The following is a 17,700-nucleotide window of genomic DNA, read 5'->3' as shown; positions in this document are numbered from 1 at the left end:
GGTGGCCATTGTCAAGCGATCGGTCTCGATCAGCGGCCATCCGACGTCGATCAGCATCGAGGACCGGTTCTGGCAGTGCCTGCGTGAGATCGCGGCCAGAGAGGGCGTGGCCCTGGCCCGGCTGATCGCCCGCATCGATGCCGAGCGCGATCCCGCCGCCAATCTCTCCTCGGCCATCCGGCTTCACGTGCTGGAAGACGCGCTCGCCCGCGCCGCGCCGGGCCCGGGGCTCCCGAGCCGGACATCCGGCGCGATCAGAAATCCAGAGGATTGGTGACGCCCGGCAGCGACTGGAAATCCGGCTTGTCGGCGTTGCTCGCATTCGGCAAAGGCCGGTCGAAGGTCAGCGCCGACGGGACATCGCGATTCGAGGTGCCGGCGCTCGCCGGCGGTTTTGGCTTCGGCGCCGCCTGGCGTCGCGCGGGAGCCGCAGGCTTGGCTTCGGTTTCAGCGGCCGCCTTCGCCGCAGCCTCGCGCGCCGCCCGTTCTTCCGCCGCCTCGCGCCGGGCTTCCTCTTCCTGGATGGCCCGCGCCTCTTCCTCCTCGGCCGCCTTGCGGTGCGCTTCGGCCTCCGCGGCGCGATTCTCGGCGACGGTCTTGCGCCAGCGGTAGAACCGGGCCTCGCGGCGCAGCCGCAGCTTTTCTTCCAGGCTCTCCTGCATCGCTTCGACCCGCGCCTGCTCGCGCTCCAGCGCCCGCACCGACAGATAGTTCGTCAGCGCCGCGGCATCGAGATCAAGTCTCGGCGCCGCGATCGAGCCCTCCAGGGAATAGGTCACCAGCGGTTCCGTCCCCTCGACACGGTCGAGCCCCGCATCGAGAGCCAGCCTCAGATTGCCGCCGAGATCGAGGCTGGCGAGATCGAGACTGGCATCGATGGTCAGGCGGGAGTCTTCGCCTGCGAGTTCGACCGGCGCAAGCTTGAGCGTCCCGCCCGTCACCGCGAATTCGGCGGTCGCCTGGGGAATGTCGAAGGACCTCGCCTGGCTGAGCGATCGGAAGGTCTGCGCCGTTTCCGCCTGCGGCTTGAAGTCGGGTGCGTCCGCGGCTGCCAGAAGCGGCTGCATGATCGCCTCCGGCACGCCGGGAAGCCTGCCATTGGTCAGGGTCAGTTCGCCGGCACCCGACAATGCCGCAATCAGCGCCCGATAGGACTGGCCGCTCGAATCCAGCCGGATTTCGCCATCGAGCCGGGCCGGCCCCTCGCCGCCGGACACCGCCGGAGCAAGCGCCGAGAGATCGATGCCGTCGGCATAAGCCGCCAGGGAGAAGCCGGCGAGCCCGTCGGCATTGCGCATGACGAGGCTACCGGCGGTCTCGGCCCCATTGAATTCGGCGCGGATGTTCTTCAGCGAAGCGGATGTCGGCGTGAGGTCGAGGCTGGTAGAAACGTTCGACAGTGCCAGCCCGCCCGCCAGTTCCAGCCGGCCGGCCGACAGGTCGACGGCCACGTCGAGCTTCGGCAGGAGGCCCGGCGTGAACGCGTCCGACGACCAGGAAACCTCGCCCGAAGCTCCAAGCGGCGACCGCCCGTAGACGAGATTGGCGAGCCAGGGAAGCGACAGTTCCGACAGCTGGAGCTTGCCGCCGAGCGGCTTGCCGGCCGGCTCGACCAGATCGCCCGAAACGTCGACGCCGGCGACCTTGCCGTTGAGCCCGGCGATCTGCCATGCTCCCTGGCCGAAGATGACGCCGGCATTCAGCTGCACCGGAACCGCGTCGAAGGACTGGCCGAGATCGATCGCCAGCGTCCTCAGCCACGGCCCGGCGTCCTCGCTGTCGACGTAGAAGGCGAGATCCACCCCGTTGACGCCCTCCGGCGTCACGTCGACGCTGCCGTCGAGGCTGACTTCGCTGCCCGGCGCGCGCATCGTCGCGCTGGCGACGACCGGACCGGTCTCGGCGGCCGAAACCGACAGCTCGACTTCGAGCGGCGACGGCGGCGCAGCCTCTGCCGCCGCGATCCCCAACTGGCCCAGCAGAACCGTCGGCCGATCGTTTTCCAGCCGCAGATCGAGGCCGAAGCGGCCGCTTTCGACGGCGGCATAGATGCCGTTCTCGACCGCCGATTCGAGGTCGATATTGGTGCCGTCCGCCGTGCCGTCGAGCCGGACGAGCAGTGTCGGCTTCTTGCCGGGCTGACCTTCGGTCGCCTCGACCTCGCCGGAGAGCTTGAGCGGCGCCAGCTTGGCGGCGCGCGGCGCCAGCACCTCGATCAGCGGAATGCCCGGGAAGATCCGTTGCAGGAAGGCGAAGAAGCGCTGCGGCTCCTCGGATTCGAGCGAGACGTCGAGCTTGCCCTTGGCGTCGCCGCCGGAAAGATCGGTCAGACTGCCCGAGGAGGTCAGCCGTGCCCCGGCGAGGCCGTCGATCCGCAGGCGATCGACCGCCAGGGAATCGCCGTCGAAGCGGAGATCGGCATCGACCGCGTCGGCGCTCGCACCGGCATAGGTGATCGGTCCGGCCTTCAGCGCCAAATCGAAGCGATCGGCCTCGGCAAGCGAGTGCTCGCGGCCGGTGAACAGCCGGGAGAGCGCGAGGACGGCGTCGAGATCGACGGTTCCGCCGGTCAGATCGGCGCTCAACGTGGTCGCGCCCTCCGCCTCCTCCCGGGCGATCCGGCCCTTGATCGGGTTGCCGCCGACGTCGATCTCGAGCGCGTCGAAGACCTGGCGGCTGGCCGTCAGCGTCGTCCTGGCGGAAAACCCTGCGCGGGGCAGCGCCCGGACGGCCGGATCGACGTTGCCGGACAGCCAGTCCGAAAAGCCCGAAGGCTGCTGCGAGGCGACCAGCAGATCGCCTTCGAAGGTGAGCGCCCGGTCGATACCGAGGTCGCCGGAGGCCTCGATGCGCGTGCGGCCGGGAACTTCCGCGACGAAGCTGTCGAGCCTCCAGCCGGCCGGACGCGGCCGTGCCACGACGGCGACGTCGCGGATCGTCGTGTCCCCGGCCGTCACAACGGGCAGCGAGATCTCGACCGTCCCGTCGATCTTCGGGCGCGGCACCTCGGCGAGGACGGCGCGCATCGCCTCGACGCGCCGCGCCAGGCTCTGCTCCGGCGCTTCGGCAGGCGGTTCGGCGCCCCGCAAGGACCAGTCCGGCACTGCGCCGCCCGCCGCGCCGTTGCCGCCAAGCGCGTCGACATTGACCTGCTCGCCCTTCAGGGCGACGTCGAACCGGGACTCGTCGCCATAGTCCAGGCTGCCGCTGCCCGTGAGGACATAGGGCTGCGGCCCGCCGCCCGCCTCGACCCGCATGTCCGTGACCGCCGCCTTTTCGGGGGTCAGGGTGATGGCGCCGCTGACGCGGAGCGGGGCAACTGCGGGCTTCTCATCAGCCGGCGCGGCGTCTTCGTCGCCTGCGCCGAGGGACTCGAACGGGCTTGCAGCATCCGCCGTATCCAGCGGCGCCGGCGCCGGGCGGATCAGGCTGACGCTGCCGGCAAATTGCGGCACGGCGCCGGAGGCGCTGGCGCTGCCGTCGAGAACGATCTGCGCGTCGAGGGTTCGGTTGCTGGCGGTGAGGCGCACCGGCATCGCGCCGTCCTCGCCGGGGATGCCGGTCGAGACATCGAAGGTGACGACGTCGCCGTCCACACTGAACGAGCCGCTGCCGACCACCGGGCCGGCGAGCGATTCTGCGGACAGTGTCGCATCGATGTCGAGGAGGGTCTTCGTGCGCCCCCGCGCCTCGTCCTCGATCACCACCATACCGTCATTGACGGCGACGTTCTGCAGAACGACCCTCGCCCCGGTCGGGATCTTCGGGTCGTCCGCCACCCACCCGATCGTATCGTCCGGGCGCAGCGGCAGCCGCACCCGCGGCCGGTCGAGGGTCATGGAATAGATGTAGATCTCGCCGGAGAGATAGGGGGCGAGTTCGGCGTCCATGCGAAAACGCTCGACCGTCATCAGCGAGGAACCGTCCTCGTCCTCGACCTCGACGTCGTTGAAGGTCACCGAGGGAAACGGCAGCAGCCGCGCCGAGGCCGAGCCCTTGACGATGACCTTGCGACCGAGAATTTGCGAGGCTTCGCGCTCGAAATCGGCGCGATAGGCCGTCCAGTCGACGAAGTAAGGCGCAACCAGCGCCGCGAGCAGCACCAGAACGAGCAGTCCACCGAACAGGACGAATGCTCTGACCAGTTGCCTTTCTCCCTATCGTCGCTCGAGACCGCTACGAAGATACGCAGGACGACCGGCCTTCATCATGTGCCGCCGTGGCTCGGCCGCTCCCCCCTCGGCCATGCTCCGGTCGACTGATGGGCGATGCGTCGTCCGTCGGACATGTCCTGCAGAATGGCGACCCCGGAGGATAGGCCAGAACAGATACGGAATGTCGAGGGGCAATTGTTGCGTCACAGCATGAAGATTTTGCCAGGGTTCATGATGTCCTTCGGATCGAGGGCCGCCTTGATCATCTTCATGAAATCCACCGTCTCGCCGAGCTCGGCGCGCAGATAGCCGCGCTTGCCCTGGCCGATGCCATGCTCGCCGGTGCAGGTGCCGTCCATCTCCACCGCCCGGGCCGCGAGCCGCGCCATGAAGGCTTCCGCCGCGTCGATCTCGCGGCCGTCCTCCATGTCGAGCAGCAGGGTGACGTGGAAGTTGCCGTCGCCGACATGGCCGATGATCGGGCCGATCAGGCCGCTCGCCTCGATGTCGGCCTGGGTGTCGCCGATGCAGTCCGCCAGCCGCGAGACCGGCACGCAGACATCCGTGGCGATCGCCCGGCTGCCGGGCCGCAGCAGCATCGAGGCCCAGTACATGTCGTGCCGAGCCTTCCACAGCCGGCTTCGTTCCTCCGGCCGGTTGGAGGCTTCGAGCGCGCCGCCGCCATGGTCCGCGGCGATCATGGAGAAGGTCTCGGCCTGCTCGGCGACGGAGGCGGGCGAGCCGTGGAACTCGACGAACAACGAAGGCTGCGGCTTCAGATCGAGCTTGGCATAGGCGATCGCCGCTTCCATCGACTGGGCGTCGAGAAGCTCGATCCGGGCGACGGGAATGCCGGTCTGCACCGTCTGGATCACCGTGTTCACCGCGTCGCGGACCGTGGGAAACGGGCAGACGCCGGCGAGCACGTCCTCGGGGATGCCGTAGAGCTTCAGGGTCAGCTGGGTGATGACACCGAGCGTTCCCTCGGAGCCGACGAGAAGCCGGGTCATGTCGTAGCCGGCAGAGGTCTTTTTCGCCCGCCGCGCGGTGCGGATGATCCGCCCGTCCGCCATCACCGCGTTGAGGGAGACGACGTTGTCGCGCATCGTGCCGTATCGCACGGCATTGGTGCCCGAGGCCCGCGTCGCCGCCATGCCGCCGAGGCTGGCATTGGCGCCGGGATCGATCGGGAAGAACAGGCCGGTGTCGCGCAAGTGGGCGTTGAGCCCCTCCCGCGTCACGCCCGGCTCGATGACGCAGTCGAGATCCTCTGCATGGACGGCGAGGACGCGGTCCATGCGCGACAGGTCGAGCGACACGCCGCCCTGCGGCGCGTTGACGTGGCCCTCGAGCGACGAGCCCGTGCCGAAGGGGATGATCGGCGTGGCGTTCGCCGCGCAGATCCGCACCACCTTTTGGACCTCGGCCTCGGTCGTGGCAAAGACCACGGCGTCCGGCGCCTGGTTGGGCAGATAGGTGGTGGTGTGGGCATGGGCGCGGCGCACGTCCTCGCCGGTGACGACGCGCTCGCCGAAGGCCTCTTTCAAGCTGGCGACGGTGGCCGCGATGCCGGTTCGAACGGCCGGTCGTTCGGCCAGAATGTCCTTGAGCGCCATGGCGCGTCTCCCCTTGCCGCCGTCGATCGGCACCGACGGACGGAATCGTCTTTCCTCGCCGACCACCATGCGCCGTGACCGGCAGAAACATCAATGCCTTGCCGAGCGCGATGAAGGTCTGACCCGCGATTGCCGCGTCCCGCCCTTCTGCCATGGCGAGCCGTTCGGGCAAAGCCCGCCCCTCGTCGGCCGGGGAGGATCTGCCGGCATGGCGATTGACATCTGCCAATACCGGCGCGAACTCGCCGGAACGGATCCGTCAGACGAAAAGGTCGACACCATGGACGATACGATCGCCGCGCCGTTCCGCTCCCGCGAGTTGTCGCTCGAACCCGGCTGGATCGACTACAACGGCCACCTCAACCTCGCCTACTACCACGTGCTGTTCGATCGCGGCATCGACGACCTGTTCGACGCGATCGGTCTCGGCGAGCGCTACCGCGAGCGAACCGGCTTCACCACCTACACGGCCGAGGCGCATGTGCGCTATCTGAAGGAAGTGCCGCCGGGCGCCAGGGTGATCGTCTCGACGATGATCGTCGGGCTCGACGAGAAGCGCCTGCACATGTTCCAGGAGATGCACCACACCGACGGCTGGCTCGCGGCGACGCTGGAGAATCTGAGCCTGTCGATCGACCAGCGCGGCGTGGCGCCGAAGGTCGCGCCGTTTCCGGCAGAGACGTTCCAGAGAGTCAAAGCCGCGTTCGAGGTTCACACCACCCTGCCTCGTCCGGCGGAGCTTTGCCGAGCGATCCGACCACTCGTCTGAGCCGGACGAAACGCTCCATCCCGGTTTCCAGCGTTCGCAGGCTCACGCGGCCTTGGCGGAGTCGCGGCGCTCCTTCGGCGGCGTTTCGCGCAGCTGGCGGGCGAGTTCCGACAGCGCCGCTTCGGCGCCGCCGGTCCTCGGCTGCGCGCCCTGCGCGCCGATGCCGAGTTCGTCCAGCACCGAAAGGGTGATCGCCTGTTCCAGCGCCCGCGCATCCTTGGCGAGGCAGTAGATCATCACGTGGAACTGCAGCTTGCCGAGTTCGCTGGTGGCGACGCTGACCTCGGTCTCCGGCCCGGCCGTATCGAAGCCGGCCTTGCGCGCGGCGAACTGATGGAAGCGGGACGCCAGTTCCCGGTCCGGCGAGAGAGCGTCCTGCGCCGCCGCCTCGATCGCCGCGATGACGCGCCCCGGCAGATACGCCTGTTCGAGGGTCAGGGTGAACCGATGCGGCGCGTAGTGGCGCGGCTGCGCCTCGACCTTGACGGCGCCGGTGAGCAGGATCGAATTCGGCAGCATCACCGTCCGCCCCGTTCCGGACGCGCCGAGATTGCGTGACGGCAGCTCGGTGATCGTCGTCGAGAACAGGCCGTGATCGATCACCTCGCCATGAATGCCGCCGATCTCGATGCGATCACCGACCTTGAACAGATGGCCCCCGAAGCGCAGCATCGAGCCCGCCGCGCACATGATCAGTTCCTTGGTCGCGACGACGACGGCGACGAGCACGGCCGTCAGCGACAGCATCATGTCCTGGATCTCGGACAGCCAGATCGCCAGAATGCCGATCGCCAGGACGACGTTGCAGATCGCCCGCAACTTGAAGCGGTGCCGCCGCACCAGGACCGGGTCCGACCGGCGCCCGATCAGCGCGTCGCCGATCATTCGGCATGCAAACAGCGCCGCGATCAGAACCAGCGTGACGGTGAGATTGTCGGCGATACGCGGCGGAATGAAGAAGGACAACGCAAAAGCTCCCGCCGGCGTCCGAGTACCCGGTGAAAGGCGACGACGCTCTGGCTCGACGAACGGTTTGAACTTGACCCGATATGACGCCGATACGGTTAAGCGTAGCTTTACCGATTGTGGTCATTTGAAGGAGTTTTCGAGGCCTGCACGCCGCCTTCTTGTCGTCCTGAGCCGGCGCGTTCAATCAGCAACAGGCGATTTCGCGATTGTCTTGCCGCGCCAAGGCAGACGCGCCGGCGGTCAGGCTGCGCCGGTCGAGACAATCCCTCCACCGGGCGCGTTAATTGAATTGGTTGCGCCAGCCGCGATTGTTGCAAAGGCGACGCGCAAATTCTATCCCAGTGCCGCTCATATGCCTTTACCCGTCAAACCAGAACGATCGAGACCACCATGGCATCGAAGACGCTCCTGCTCCTGCCCGGCGACGGCATCGGCACCGAAATCATGGCCGAGGTCGAAAAGCAGATCGCCGTCCTCAACGACGTCGCGGGTTCCGGCTTCGAGACCGAGACCGCCCTCGTCGGCGGATCGGCCTACGACGCGGAGGGCGCGCCGCTGTCCGACGCCACGATGGCGCTCGCGCAGGCGGCCGATGCGACGCTCTTCGGCGCCGTCGGCGGTCCGAAATGGGACGGCGTTTCCTACGACAAGCGCCCGGAGGCGGGCCTCCTGCGGCTGCGCAAGGAGATGGAGCTCTTCGCCAATCTGCGCCCTGCCATCTGCTATCCCGCGCTCGCCGACGCGTCATCGCTGAAGCGCGAGATCATCGAGGGCCTCGACATCCTGATCCTGCGCGAGCTCACCGGCGGCGTCTATTTCGGCGAGCCCAAGGAGATCATCGACCTTCCCAACGGCCAGAAGCGGGCGATCGACACGCAGGTCTACGACACCTACGAGATCGAGCGCATCGCCAGGGCCGCCTTCGACCTCGCCAAGACGCGGCGTGGCAAGGTCACCTCGATGGAGAAGCGCAACGTGATGAAATCCGGCGTCTTCTGGAACGAGGTGGTCACGCGGGTGCACCGGGAGGAATATCCCGAGATGACGCTCGAGCACGAGCTCGCCGACGCCGGCGGCATGAAGCTCGTCAAGGCGCCGAAACAGTTCGACGTCATCGTCACCGACAATCTCTTCGGCGACATGCTCTCCGATATCGCGGCGATGCTCACCGGCTCGCTCGGCATGCTGCCCTCGGCCTCGCTCGGCGCAGTGGACGCCAAGACCGGCAAGCGCAAGGCGCTCTACGAGCCGGTCCACGGCTCGGCGCCGGACATCGCCGGCACCGGCAAGGCCAACCCGCTGGCGATGATCGCCTCGCTCGCCATGGGTCTTCGCTATTCCTTCGAAATGGTCCGCGAGGCCGACGCGCTGGAGGCTGCCATCGCCGAGACGTTGGAAGCCGGCATCCGCACCGGCGACGTCATGGCGCCGGGCTGCACGGAGGTCGGCACGAGCCGCATGGGCGACGCGGTGGCGGAGCGGTTTCGGGCAAAGCTCGCGGGTTGAACGTCATCGCTGTCGCACTTTCGTCACGAGGCGCATAAGCGGGGCAGGCAGGCTTTCGGCCGGCGCGCCTCTGCCATAAAAGCCCCCCATGACCTATGACGCGATCATTCTCGGGGCCGGCGGCGCGGGCCTGCTTGCCGCGGCGACGGCCGGCCAGGCGGATGCCCGCGTCCTCGTCGTCGATCATGCGAGCGAGGCGGGCAAGAAGATCCTGATCTCCGGCGGCGGGCGCTGCAACTTCACCAATCTGGGGACGGAGCCAAAGTGCTTCCTCTCCGAAAACCCGCATTTCGTGAAATCCGCGCTCAAGCGCTACAGCCAGTTCGACTTCCTCGCCCTCGTCGAAGCCCATGGCATCGCCTTCCACGAAAAGACTCTCGGCCAGCTGTTCTGCGACGGCTCCGCCCGGCAGATCGTCGACATGCTTCTCGCCGAATGCCGGCGCGGCGGCGTCGAAATCCGCCTGTCCGCCCAGATCGGCGAGATCGGCCATCGGGACGGCCGCTTCACGGTCGGCGGCGACTCGGCGCCGAACCTCGTCGTCGCCACCGGCGGGCCGTCGATCCCCAAGATGGGCGCCACCGGCCGGGCCTACGCCATCGCCGAACAGTTCGGCCTGAGCGTCGTCACGCCCCGCCCGGCGCTGGTGCCCCTCACCCTCGGCGGCGAGGAGCGGCTGTTCAAGGAGATCTCCGGCGTCGCCTGCCCGGTGGTGGCCAAGGTGCGGGACGTCGCCTTCGCCGAGGCCGCGCTGTTCACCCACAAGGGGCTCTCCGGCCCAGCGATCCTGCAGATATCGTCCTACTGGTCACCGGGGGAGACGATCGCCCTCACGGTTCTCACCGATGCCACCGATCATCTGCGCGCGGCCAAGCGCAGAATGCCCCGCGCCCATCTCAAGGCAGCCCTCGCCGAACATCTGCCGAACCGCCTGGCCGAGGCCCTCGCCGCCCGCATCGGCCTCACCGCCGAACTCGGCAACCTCTCCGACAAGGCGCTGGACGCGGCGGCCGAGACCCTGACCCGCCTGACCTTCCGCCCCACCGGCACCGAAGGCTATGCGAAAGCGGAAGTGACCGCCGGCGGCATCGACACGGCGGAGCTGTCGTCGAAGACGATGGAAGCGCGCAAGGTCCCCGGCCTCTACGCCATCGGAGAGGCCGTCGACGTCACAGGCTGGCTCGGCGGGTATAATTTCCAGTGGGCGTGGTCGTCGGGCGTGGCGGCGGGGCGGGCGATCGGGGTCGCAAAAAGCGGCCGCCTCGGGTTGAGCGTCTAGACCTCGGCCTTTGTCAGGATCTCGTTGATCCTGGACTGCCACCCTTCCCCCGTCGCCTTGAACCTGGCGATCACATCCGGATCGAGCCGCAGGGAGATCTGCTGGCGCGGCTTCTCACTCTTCGGCCGGCCCCGACTGCGCTTGATGCTCGCGTCGAGCGTGGGAAACGTTGCGGCGAGGGGTTCGGCACCGGCGAAATCCTCCACGGTCCATTCCGGATTGTCGGACACCTCGTCCCAGTCGGATTTCGTGTAGCGGTTGGCAGCGGCGTGTTCGGGATCGAAGACCTTATCGCTCGAATTCGTCATGGAACCTCCTTTCGCCTGATGAGGCAGGCCGCATGCCGATGTCGGAAACGGCTTCGGAGCCAAGCGGCTGAATACGACGGCGGCAGCTGAAGTGGGCTCGAGCGGCCGATCGCCAGAAATCGCCCGTTACGGCTGACTGCAACAGCGGCGGCCTCGAAGAACTCCGTCGTCAGCGATCGAAAATCCAGCCCGTGCTTGGCAAGGTTGGCGGCGCTTCGGCTCGTCCCCCACGATCCTCATGTAATTTTTGTATCACGAAAAAAGCGGCGGCGGGAAATCCGCCACCGCTCTTCTCCATGTCACTTGGCATTCACAGGAAAGTTGGCACTCACCCGCCGCTCGCCAGCCCGGGCGGGCCCTTCAGCGCATGCTCGTCCCGATACGGATCCGGCGTGTTGACGTCGGTTTCCTTCTCCGTCTGGAACCACTGGTCGGCCCTGTAGAGCACCAGCTTGTCGCGTCCGAGGCCGCGCAGGAGCGAGTACATCATGACCAGCAGCACGAAGGCGAAGGGGAAGCCGGCGACGACGGCCGCCGCCTGCAGCGCCTTGAGACCGCCCGCGACCAGGAGCATGGCTGCGATCGCACCTTCGGTGATCGCCCAGAACAGCCGCTGGATGCGCGGCGGATCGGCGTGGCCGCCGGCGGTCAGCATGTCGATGACGAAACTGGCGCTGTCCGACGAGGTGACGAACCACACGACGATCATCACGATGATGAGGCCGCCGATCAAAGGCGTGCCGGGGAAGAACTCGATCAGCTTGAAGATCGCGTCGCCATAATCTGCCTTGGTCGCCTCGATCAGGCCGGGATTGCCGTCGAGTTCCAACTTGATGGCGGTGCCGCCGAAGGCGGTGAACCAGAAGAACAGGATCGTGGTGGGGATCAAAAGGACGCCGAGCAGGAACTCGCGGATCGTCCGGCCGCGGGAGATGCGGGCGATGAAGATGCCGACGAAGGGCGACCAGGAGATCCACCATGCCCAGTAGAACAGCGTCCAGTCGACCTGCCAGTTGGTCCCCGAATAGGCCTCCACCCAAAAGCTGAACTTGACGAGGCTGCCGATGTAGTTGCCGACGTTCTCGATGAAGCTGTCGAAGATGTAGAGCGTCGGTCCGACGATAACGAAGAAGGCGAGAAGCGCGAAGCTCAGATAGATGTTGAAGTTGGAGATGCGCTTGATGCCGCCGTCGAGCCCGAGCATCACCGAGACCGTCGCGAAGGCGGTGATCAGCGCGATCAGGCCCAATTGGACGTAGATGCTGTCCGGGACGCCGAGAAAGGTCTCGAGCCCGGAATTGATCTGCATCACCCCGAGGCCGAGCGACGTGACGACACCGAACATCGTGCCGAAGACGGCGAGAATGTCGACCGCGTGGCCCCACGGCCCGTAGATGCGCTCGCCGATCAGCGGATAGAGCACCGAGCGGATCGAGAGCGGCAGGCCCTTGCGATAGTGGAAATAGGCGAGCGACAGCGCGACGATGCAATAGATCGCCCAGCCGTGCAGGCCCCAGTCGAAGAAGGCGAGCACCATCGCCTGCTTCGCCGCCTCGACGCTTTCGGCTTCTCCCATCGGCGGCGCGAAGAAGTGGAACAGCGGCTCGGCGACGGCCCAGTAGAGAAGGCCGATGCCGATGCCGGCGGAAAACAGCATCGCGATCCAGGACATCAGCCCGTATTGCGGCGTCTCGGTCTGGGCGCCGAGCCGGATGTCCCCGTAGCGGGAAAAGGCCAGATAGACCGTCAGGACGAGTGCGAGATTGGTGACGAGGATGAGGAACCAGCCGAAATAATCGGCAATGGCCGTCTGGGCGCCTTGGAAGACGGTGTTCGCGGTTTCCGGAAATCCGGCGCCGAAGACCAGAAAGCTGATGATGAGCGCAGCGGAGGTCAGGAAGACCGGGTGGCTCACATGGGGAAACGGCCCCAGCGGCCCGGTCTTCACGCCGGTGCCATCGCTCTGCCTTCGGCCGTCGCCCGGACCCGCTCCGCGTTCGTCTCTCGTTGTCGACGTCAAATCTCGATGACCCTCTGCGTTGATCGTGGACGGCTAACTGAACCGGCTCTCCGCAACGTCAAGAGGAATGGCATCATCCGGAACGGGCGGACGAAACCCGCCGACGGTCCCGAATTCGTCGCCGACACGCAACTCATCGACATCTGCGGCGTTATCGATCCAGGAAAATCTTACGGGAGATGAAAGATGATCAGGAGTATCCTGAAGACGATCGTGGTCGGCTGGGTCGCCAAGAAATTCCTCGGCCGGGACAAGCAGTCCCGCAATGATCCGCCGCAGCGAGAGCCGCGCCGCGTCTGACGCGGCGATCCGTTCCATGCATTGCATCGGAAGGCGGTCGATCGGATGATCGGCCGCCTTTCTTCGTTCCAGAGTTCGATTTTGCCCGAATCGTTTTCAGGTTCTGGCGCGGGCGCCTTTGTCGATATCGACGATCTGCCGATCGTCGGCCGGACAACTGGATTCCGCTTCGACATACCAGCCTCGGGCCGTCCAGTTCCGCCCGGCAAAGATCTCCTCGCTCGTCGCCCCTGGCCGCAGGGCGGTATCGAGGGCATAGAAATCGAAGCAGTTGGTTCCGCGCTTCGCCACCAGGAAGCAGCCGCCATTGATGCCCTGGTTGCGATAGAACGTGCAGAAGCGCCCGTTCGAGGCACTCCAATCCCCCGCCCAGAGACCCAGCCGGTCGCGATAGGAGAGGGTCCCGTCGAGGTAGTAGGATTCCGCCCAGGGTGTGGCGTCGGCATAGACGCCCTCGAGGTCTCGCCCCGACAGGACCGCAACCAGCCCCGGTTCGTCGAGAATGACGGTATCCACGAGGCCCCGCCCGGCTTCCGGCGCCGCCGTGGCCGAAACGGGTCCGGCAATGACTGCCATGAACAAGCCCGCCAGGATCAGGTGAAGCAAGAGCCGCCCTGGCGCGCTGGACCGACCTACGAGCATCGCTTCACTCCTCACGTCCGGCGCTCGTTCATCGTCCATCATAGGACCATCGGACCGCCCCGCACCAGCATGATACCGGAACGGAAGATTGAGGTGACGAGCTCACCCCATGAAGGCGATGAAGCGGCCTGCTACGATCGCCGCGGTCCAGATTGCCAGGGAGATAGCTGCCGATATGGCGAGCGTTGCGGAGGCCGTGCCGGTGGCCTGCAGCTCCCGAAAGCCAGGGGTCGCATGCAATGCACCGGCATGGAGCAGCCCCGCGACGACCATGAGGAGCTTCGCCCGGAATGCCGGGTTCTCGGCATAGTCGAAGGGCTGGACGGAAAAGAGGATCAGCCCGGTAGCGATCGCGGCGCAAAGCGCTGCTCCCGCAACGCGCGGCACCAGGCGGGCGAGCGGCGCGAGATATTCGCCTCTCGCCTTGGTCAGGACGGCAAGGTCGAGCGTGGCTATGGAACCATAGAGCGTCGCAAACGCCAGGATGTGCGCCGCATTGACCAGCGGATAGAGGCTTCGCGAGGTCTTCAGCGCCTGCGCCGGCCAGGAATTGGCGATCAGGCCGAGAAAGTCTTCCAGCATGTCGCCGCCCTGTCATGCCGTGCCGATCAGGTGCCCGGCTTCATGCTCTTCTGCCTGCTGGGATAGACGTCGTAGGTCTTGTCGCCCACGGTGACGGTCTCGGCCTTGAAGCGTCGCTCGCCGGCGTCCTTGGAGCGATGGCCGGTGAAGCTCGCCCGGTCGCCGGGCTTGGCGACTCCCTCGACGAAGCCGGCACGCTGGGTGGCATAAGGTGGAGCGAGATCGACCTCCCAGACGCCATCGTCGGTCTCCACCTCGATATGCGCGTGCGGATTGCCGAGGGACACCTCAGTGATCGTCCCTTCGAGCCGGCTCTCCTGTTCCTCCGTCCAGGCCCAGCCATGATGGGCGACGGCGGTGACGGGGACGGCGAGCGACAGGCCGGTGCCGACGGCGAGCGCGGCGATGGTGCGCGAGATGAACGAGCTTCGCATGGATCGTGTCTCCCTTTACGGTCTCTGCGGTCCGTCGACAGGCATGATACCGGTGGCGACGAGCCCGCCTTACCAATACGCCCGCACCGGCAATGCGATCCGTCAAGCCGGCGTGATCCCTCTCGTGATCCATCGGGCCCTTGCGTTTTCCGCGGGCACGGTGTATCGCCCGCCTTCGTCAAAGCCCGGTTTTTCAGCTGGGGGCTGAACGGAAGGCTGCCGGTTCGCTGGCTTCATGGCGCTGGAATGTCGCCTGCTTCCCGTGTCTCCGCTCTCGACCGCTCTCGACATCGCCTTTCCGAAGCGGCCTTGCGGCCGACCAGGGAAGTCGCAGAGGCTTAGCCGCTGGATCGGGCTCAACATGGACGAAGTTGGAAAGGCGTTACGCGAATGGCTCTTTACGAGCACGTATTCCTATCGCGCCAGGACATCTCGAACCAGCAGGTCGATCAGCTGGTGGAGACGTTCCGGGGCATTCTGGAAACCAATGGCGGCAAGGTCGTCAAGGTCGAGAACTGGGGTCTGAAGACCCTCACCTACCGCATCAAGAAGAATCGCAAGGCGTATTACACGCTGCTCAACATCGACGCGCCTTCCGCGGCCGTCGATGAATTGGAGCGCCTGATGCGCTTCAACGAGGACGTGCTCCGGTACCTGACCATCCGCGTCGACGCGCATGAGGAAGGTCCCTCCGCGATGATGCAGAAGCGCGACGACCGGCCTCGCCGCGGCGGCGACCGCGATCGCGGCGACAGGGGTGACCGCGGCGATCGTGGTGACCGGGGCCCGCGCCGGGACCGCGACGACGATCGTCCCCGCCGCCCACGCGATAACGATTCGGAGTAAGTTCAAATGGTCGATATTGCACAGCTGCCGACTCGCCGGCCGTTCCATCGCCGCCGCAAGTCCGATCCGTTCTCGAACTCCGATTCGCCGAAGATCGACTACAAGGACGTCCGTCTCCTGCAGCGCTACATCTCCGAGCGCGGCAAGATCGTGCCCTCGCGCATCACCGCGGTGTCCCAGAAGAACCAGCGCGCCCTGGCCAAGGCCATCAAGCGCGCCCGTTTCCTCGGCCTTCTGCCCTACGTGATCAAGTAGGCCGACCACCGGGCGTCATCCCTCGCGGAGACACGCCCTGGCGCCCGAAAGGGCAAGACAACACCCAATCGCGCTCGGGGCCGACCCGGGCGCGATCTTCATGAAGATGGCTGCGGCGCAAGGCGCCGGCGGCGATCGAGTTGGGGCCCGAAATGGCCTCTAACTGCGAGACACGCAGGACAGCGACCGGACGATGAAACCCTCGAATCTCCTCATAGCCATTGCGGCAGGAGCGGCCAGCGCGCTGCTCTTCGTCGGGCTCGTCGTCCAGTCCGGTTCCGCCGTCACACTGGCGCTCGCCGCGCCGATCCCGATCTTCATCGCCAGTCTCGGCTGGGGCAGCGTCGCCGGCTTCCTCGCGGCCGTGGTCTCGGCCGGCCTCGTCGCCGCGATTTCCGGCCTCGTGTCGGGCGGCGTCCTTCTGTTCGCCGCGATGAGCCTGCCGGCGGCGATCGCCGGCCACCTCGCGGGTCTGGCGCGGCCGGTCGCCGAAGACGGCCCCGCAGAACGCGGCCCCGGACCGGTGGGCGAACGGCCGCAGCTCATGTGGTTCCCTGTGGAGCGCATCCTTTTCGCGATCGCGGCCATGGCCGCCCTCGCCTGCATTGGGCTCGGCTGGTATTTCGGCTACGACGTCGCGGCGCTGAAGCCTGAAATCGTCGACACGCTGCGCGAGAGCGGCAATGCCGGCCAGATCGACGACGCCGAGTTCGAAGCCATCGCGACGCTCCTGCTTTCGCTCATCCCCCTGGTCCAGCCGGCAGTGTTGACGCTGGTGCTCGGCCTCGGTCTCTACCTCGCCGCCTGGCTCACCCGCATCTCCGACCGGCTGCCGCGGCCGAAGGACGACCTGCCGACGGCGCTCCATCTGCCGCCCGCCGCCCTCTTCGTCTTCGCGGCAGGCCTTGCGGCGAGCTTCGTCTCCGGCCCGGTGGAACAGATCGCGCTGGTTGCCTGCGGCGCCTTCGGCATGGCCTTCACCCTGGTCGGCCTCGGCCAGCTGCATGCCCGCACCCGCGGTCGCTCGAACCGCGGTCTGCTTTTGTTCGTCTCCTATGCGGCGATCATGATCCTTTCGTTCCCGCTGTTCGTGTTCACCTGCCTCGGCATCTACGACACGATCAAGCGGATGCGCCCCGCCTCCCCGGCCTGAGCCGGAAGCGCGCCCCCTTCCCGGCCTGAGCCGGAAATTCGAAGACAAGTCCGAAACCAAGAAAGAAAAAGGAAGACAGACATGCAGGTCATTCTCCTCGAGCGCATCGCAAGACTCGGCCAGATGGGCGACACGGTCCGCGTCCGCGATGGCTATGCGCGCAACTACCTCCTGCCGACCGGCCGGGCGCTGCGCGCCAACGAGGCCAATCGTACCCGTTTCGAGGCCCAGAAGGCCCAGCTGATCCAGCGCAACGAAGAGCGCAAGACCGAGGCGCGCGGCGTTGCCGAGACGCTCAACGGCCGGTCCTTCATCGTCGTCCGCTCGGCCGGCGAAACCGGGCAGCTCTACGGTTCGGTCTCGACGCGCGACATCGCCGAGATCCTTGCCAATGACGGCTTCAAGGTCGGCCGCAACCAGGTCGAGCTCAACCAGCCGATCAAGGCGATCGGCCTGCACACCGTCGAGGTGAGCCTGCATCCGGAAGTGACGGTCGAGGTCCAGCTGAACATCGCCCGCTCGCCGGACGAAGCCGAACGGCAGGCACGCGGCGAAGATCTGAGCTCGGCCGACGCGATCTACGGTTCGGACCAGCCCGACTACGCCCTGGAGGACGAGGCGGAGGAAGACGAGAACGAGGCCGACGTCGAGGGTGAGACCGAGGTAGACGAGCCGGCTGCGTAAACGCCAGCCGCCTGATGACGATTTGATGTCAAAAATACGAGCCCCATACCAATGGGGCTCTTTTCATATTCGCTGATGGGCTTAGGATTCCCGATGTAAGTTGAACGAGCAACCAGTACCCGACGGCAGAGTCCAGCCGCCGCGGTCTCTGGAGCCTCGAGCGACCATCTGAACGCAATCCGC

17 protein-coding genes are annotated in these 17,700 nt (G+C 66.6%); 8 read left to right on the top strand and 9 right to left on the bottom strand.

All coding sequences use genetic code 11. The annotated features are described in order from the left end of the window. The first annotated feature begins 1 nt into the window (after position 1). The gene (locus GTK09_RS15145; protein WP_312869891.1) at positions 2–277 is read left to right on the top strand and encodes a ribbon-helix-helix domain-containing protein; all 276 of its coding nucleotides are present in this window, start codon (positions 2–4) and stop codon (positions 275–277) included. Here the strand turns inward: GTK09_RS15145 and GTK09_RS15140 are convergent. Together GTK09_RS15140 and GTK09_RS15135 are read right to left on the bottom strand one after the other, a co-directional pair. Beyond that, complete coding sequence (locus tag GTK09_RS15140; RefSeq protein ID WP_281353382.1) at positions 255–4,127, bottom strand: AsmA family protein; 3,873 nt, start codon at positions 4,125–4,127, stop codon at positions 255–257. The two genes, GTK09_RS15145 and GTK09_RS15140, sit on opposite strands and share 23 nt — an antisense overlap. Before the next feature lie 230 nt (positions 4,128–4,357). After that, positions 4,358–5,770, bottom strand: a complete 1,413-nt coding sequence (locus tag GTK09_RS15135; protein ID WP_163464014.1) for an FAD-binding oxidoreductase — start codon at positions 5,768–5,770, stop codon at positions 4,358–4,360. A gap of 208 nt (positions 5,771–5,978) precedes the next feature. Between GTK09_RS15135 and GTK09_RS15130 the strand changes: the two genes are divergently transcribed. Next, positions 5,979–6,539: a thioesterase family protein gene (locus tag GTK09_RS15130; RefSeq protein WP_246217929.1), complete on the top strand. Its 561-nt coding sequence runs from the start codon at positions 5,979–5,981 to the stop codon at positions 6,537–6,539. Positions 6,540–6,581: 42 nt separating this feature from the next. Here GTK09_RS15130 and GTK09_RS15125 read toward each other — a convergent pair whose 3' ends face one another. Next, positions 6,582–7,505 (bottom strand): mechanosensitive ion channel domain-containing protein, encoded by a 924-nt coding sequence (locus tag GTK09_RS15125; protein WP_246217928.1) that lies wholly within the window; start codon positions 7,503–7,505, stop codon positions 6,582–6,584. 393 nt (positions 7,506–7,898) lie between these two features. Between GTK09_RS15125 and leuB the strand changes: the two genes are divergently transcribed. Then, complete coding sequence (gene leuB / locus GTK09_RS15120; protein WP_163464013.1) at positions 7,899–9,014, top strand: 3-isopropylmalate dehydrogenase; 1,116 nt, start codon at positions 7,899–7,901, stop codon at positions 9,012–9,014. An 88-nt stretch (positions 9,015–9,102) separates the two neighbouring features. Beyond that, positions 9,103–10,293 carry a BaiN/RdsA family NAD(P)/FAD-dependent oxidoreductase gene (locus GTK09_RS15115; protein ID WP_163464012.1) on the top strand — a complete coding sequence of 397 codons (1,191 nt, stop codon included), beginning with the start codon at positions 9,103–9,105 and terminating at the stop codon, positions 10,291–10,293. Here the strand turns inward: GTK09_RS15115 and GTK09_RS15110 are convergent. From GTK09_RS15110 to GTK09_RS15085, 6 genes are all read right to left on the bottom strand, one after another. Continuing rightward, positions 10,290–10,601 carry a BrnA antitoxin family protein gene (locus GTK09_RS15110; protein ID WP_163464011.1) on the bottom strand — a complete coding sequence of 104 codons (312 nt, stop codon included), beginning with the start codon at positions 10,599–10,601 and terminating at the stop codon, positions 10,290–10,292. The two genes, GTK09_RS15115 and GTK09_RS15110, sit on opposite strands and share 4 nt — an antisense overlap. 328 nt (positions 10,602–10,929) lie before the next feature. Beyond that, positions 10,930–12,549 (bottom strand): BCCT family transporter, encoded by a 1,620-nt coding sequence (locus GTK09_RS15105; RefSeq protein WP_312869890.1) that lies wholly within the window; start codon positions 12,547–12,549, stop codon positions 10,930–10,932. 105 nt (positions 12,550–12,654) lie between these two features. Beyond that, entirely contained in the window at positions 12,655–12,939 is a 285-nt protein-coding gene (locus tag GTK09_RS15100; protein WP_163464010.1) for a hypothetical protein, read from the bottom strand. Between the two features lie 78 nt (positions 12,940–13,017). Further along, the gene (locus GTK09_RS15095) at positions 13,018–13,563 is read right to left on the bottom strand and encodes a hypothetical protein (RefSeq protein ID WP_163464009.1); all 546 of its coding nucleotides are present in this window, start codon (positions 13,561–13,563) and stop codon (positions 13,018–13,020) included. Positions 13,564–13,665: 102 nt separating this feature from the next. Then, entirely contained in the window at positions 13,666–14,145 is a 480-nt protein-coding gene (locus GTK09_RS15090; protein WP_163464008.1) for a DUF2214 domain-containing protein, read from the bottom strand. Between the two features lie 26 nt (positions 14,146–14,171). Continuing rightward, complete coding sequence (locus GTK09_RS15085) at positions 14,172–14,579, bottom strand: DUF6152 family protein (RefSeq protein ID WP_163464007.1); 408 nt, start codon at positions 14,577–14,579, stop codon at positions 14,172–14,174. Positions 14,580–14,969: 390 nt separating this feature from the next. Here GTK09_RS15085 and rpsF point away from each other — a divergent pair, with 390 nt between their 5' ends. From rpsF to rplI, 4 genes are all read left to right on the top strand, one after another. Then, positions 14,970–15,425, top strand: coding sequence for a 30S ribosomal protein S6 (gene rpsF / locus GTK09_RS15080; protein ID WP_163464006.1), 456 nt, complete (start codon positions 14,970–14,972; stop codon positions 15,423–15,425). Positions 15,426–15,431: 6 nt separating this feature from the next. After that, on the top strand, positions 15,432–15,680 hold the full coding sequence (gene rpsR / locus GTK09_RS15075) for a 30S ribosomal protein S18 (protein WP_163464005.1): 249 nt from the start codon (positions 15,432–15,434) through the stop codon (positions 15,678–15,680). A gap of 193 nt (positions 15,681–15,873) precedes the next feature. Continuing rightward, positions 15,874–16,833: a hypothetical protein gene (locus GTK09_RS15070; protein WP_163464004.1), complete on the top strand. Its 960-nt coding sequence runs from the start codon at positions 15,874–15,876 to the stop codon at positions 16,831–16,833. Between the two features lie 81 nt (positions 16,834–16,914). Further along, positions 16,915–17,517, top strand: a complete 603-nt coding sequence (rplI, locus tag GTK09_RS15065) for a 50S ribosomal protein L9 (RefSeq protein ID WP_163464003.1) — start codon at positions 16,915–16,917, stop codon at positions 17,515–17,517. Positions 17,518–17,700: the final 183 nt, after the last annotated feature.

The sequence above is a fragment of the Jiella pacifica genome (genome assembly GCF_010500815.1).
GTDB lineage: Bacteria > Pseudomonadota > Alphaproteobacteria > Rhizobiales > Rhizobiaceae > Jiella > Jiella pacifica.
Note: the sequence above shows the minus strand (reverse complement) of the source record. Positions and strands in the feature narration are given on the sequence as shown.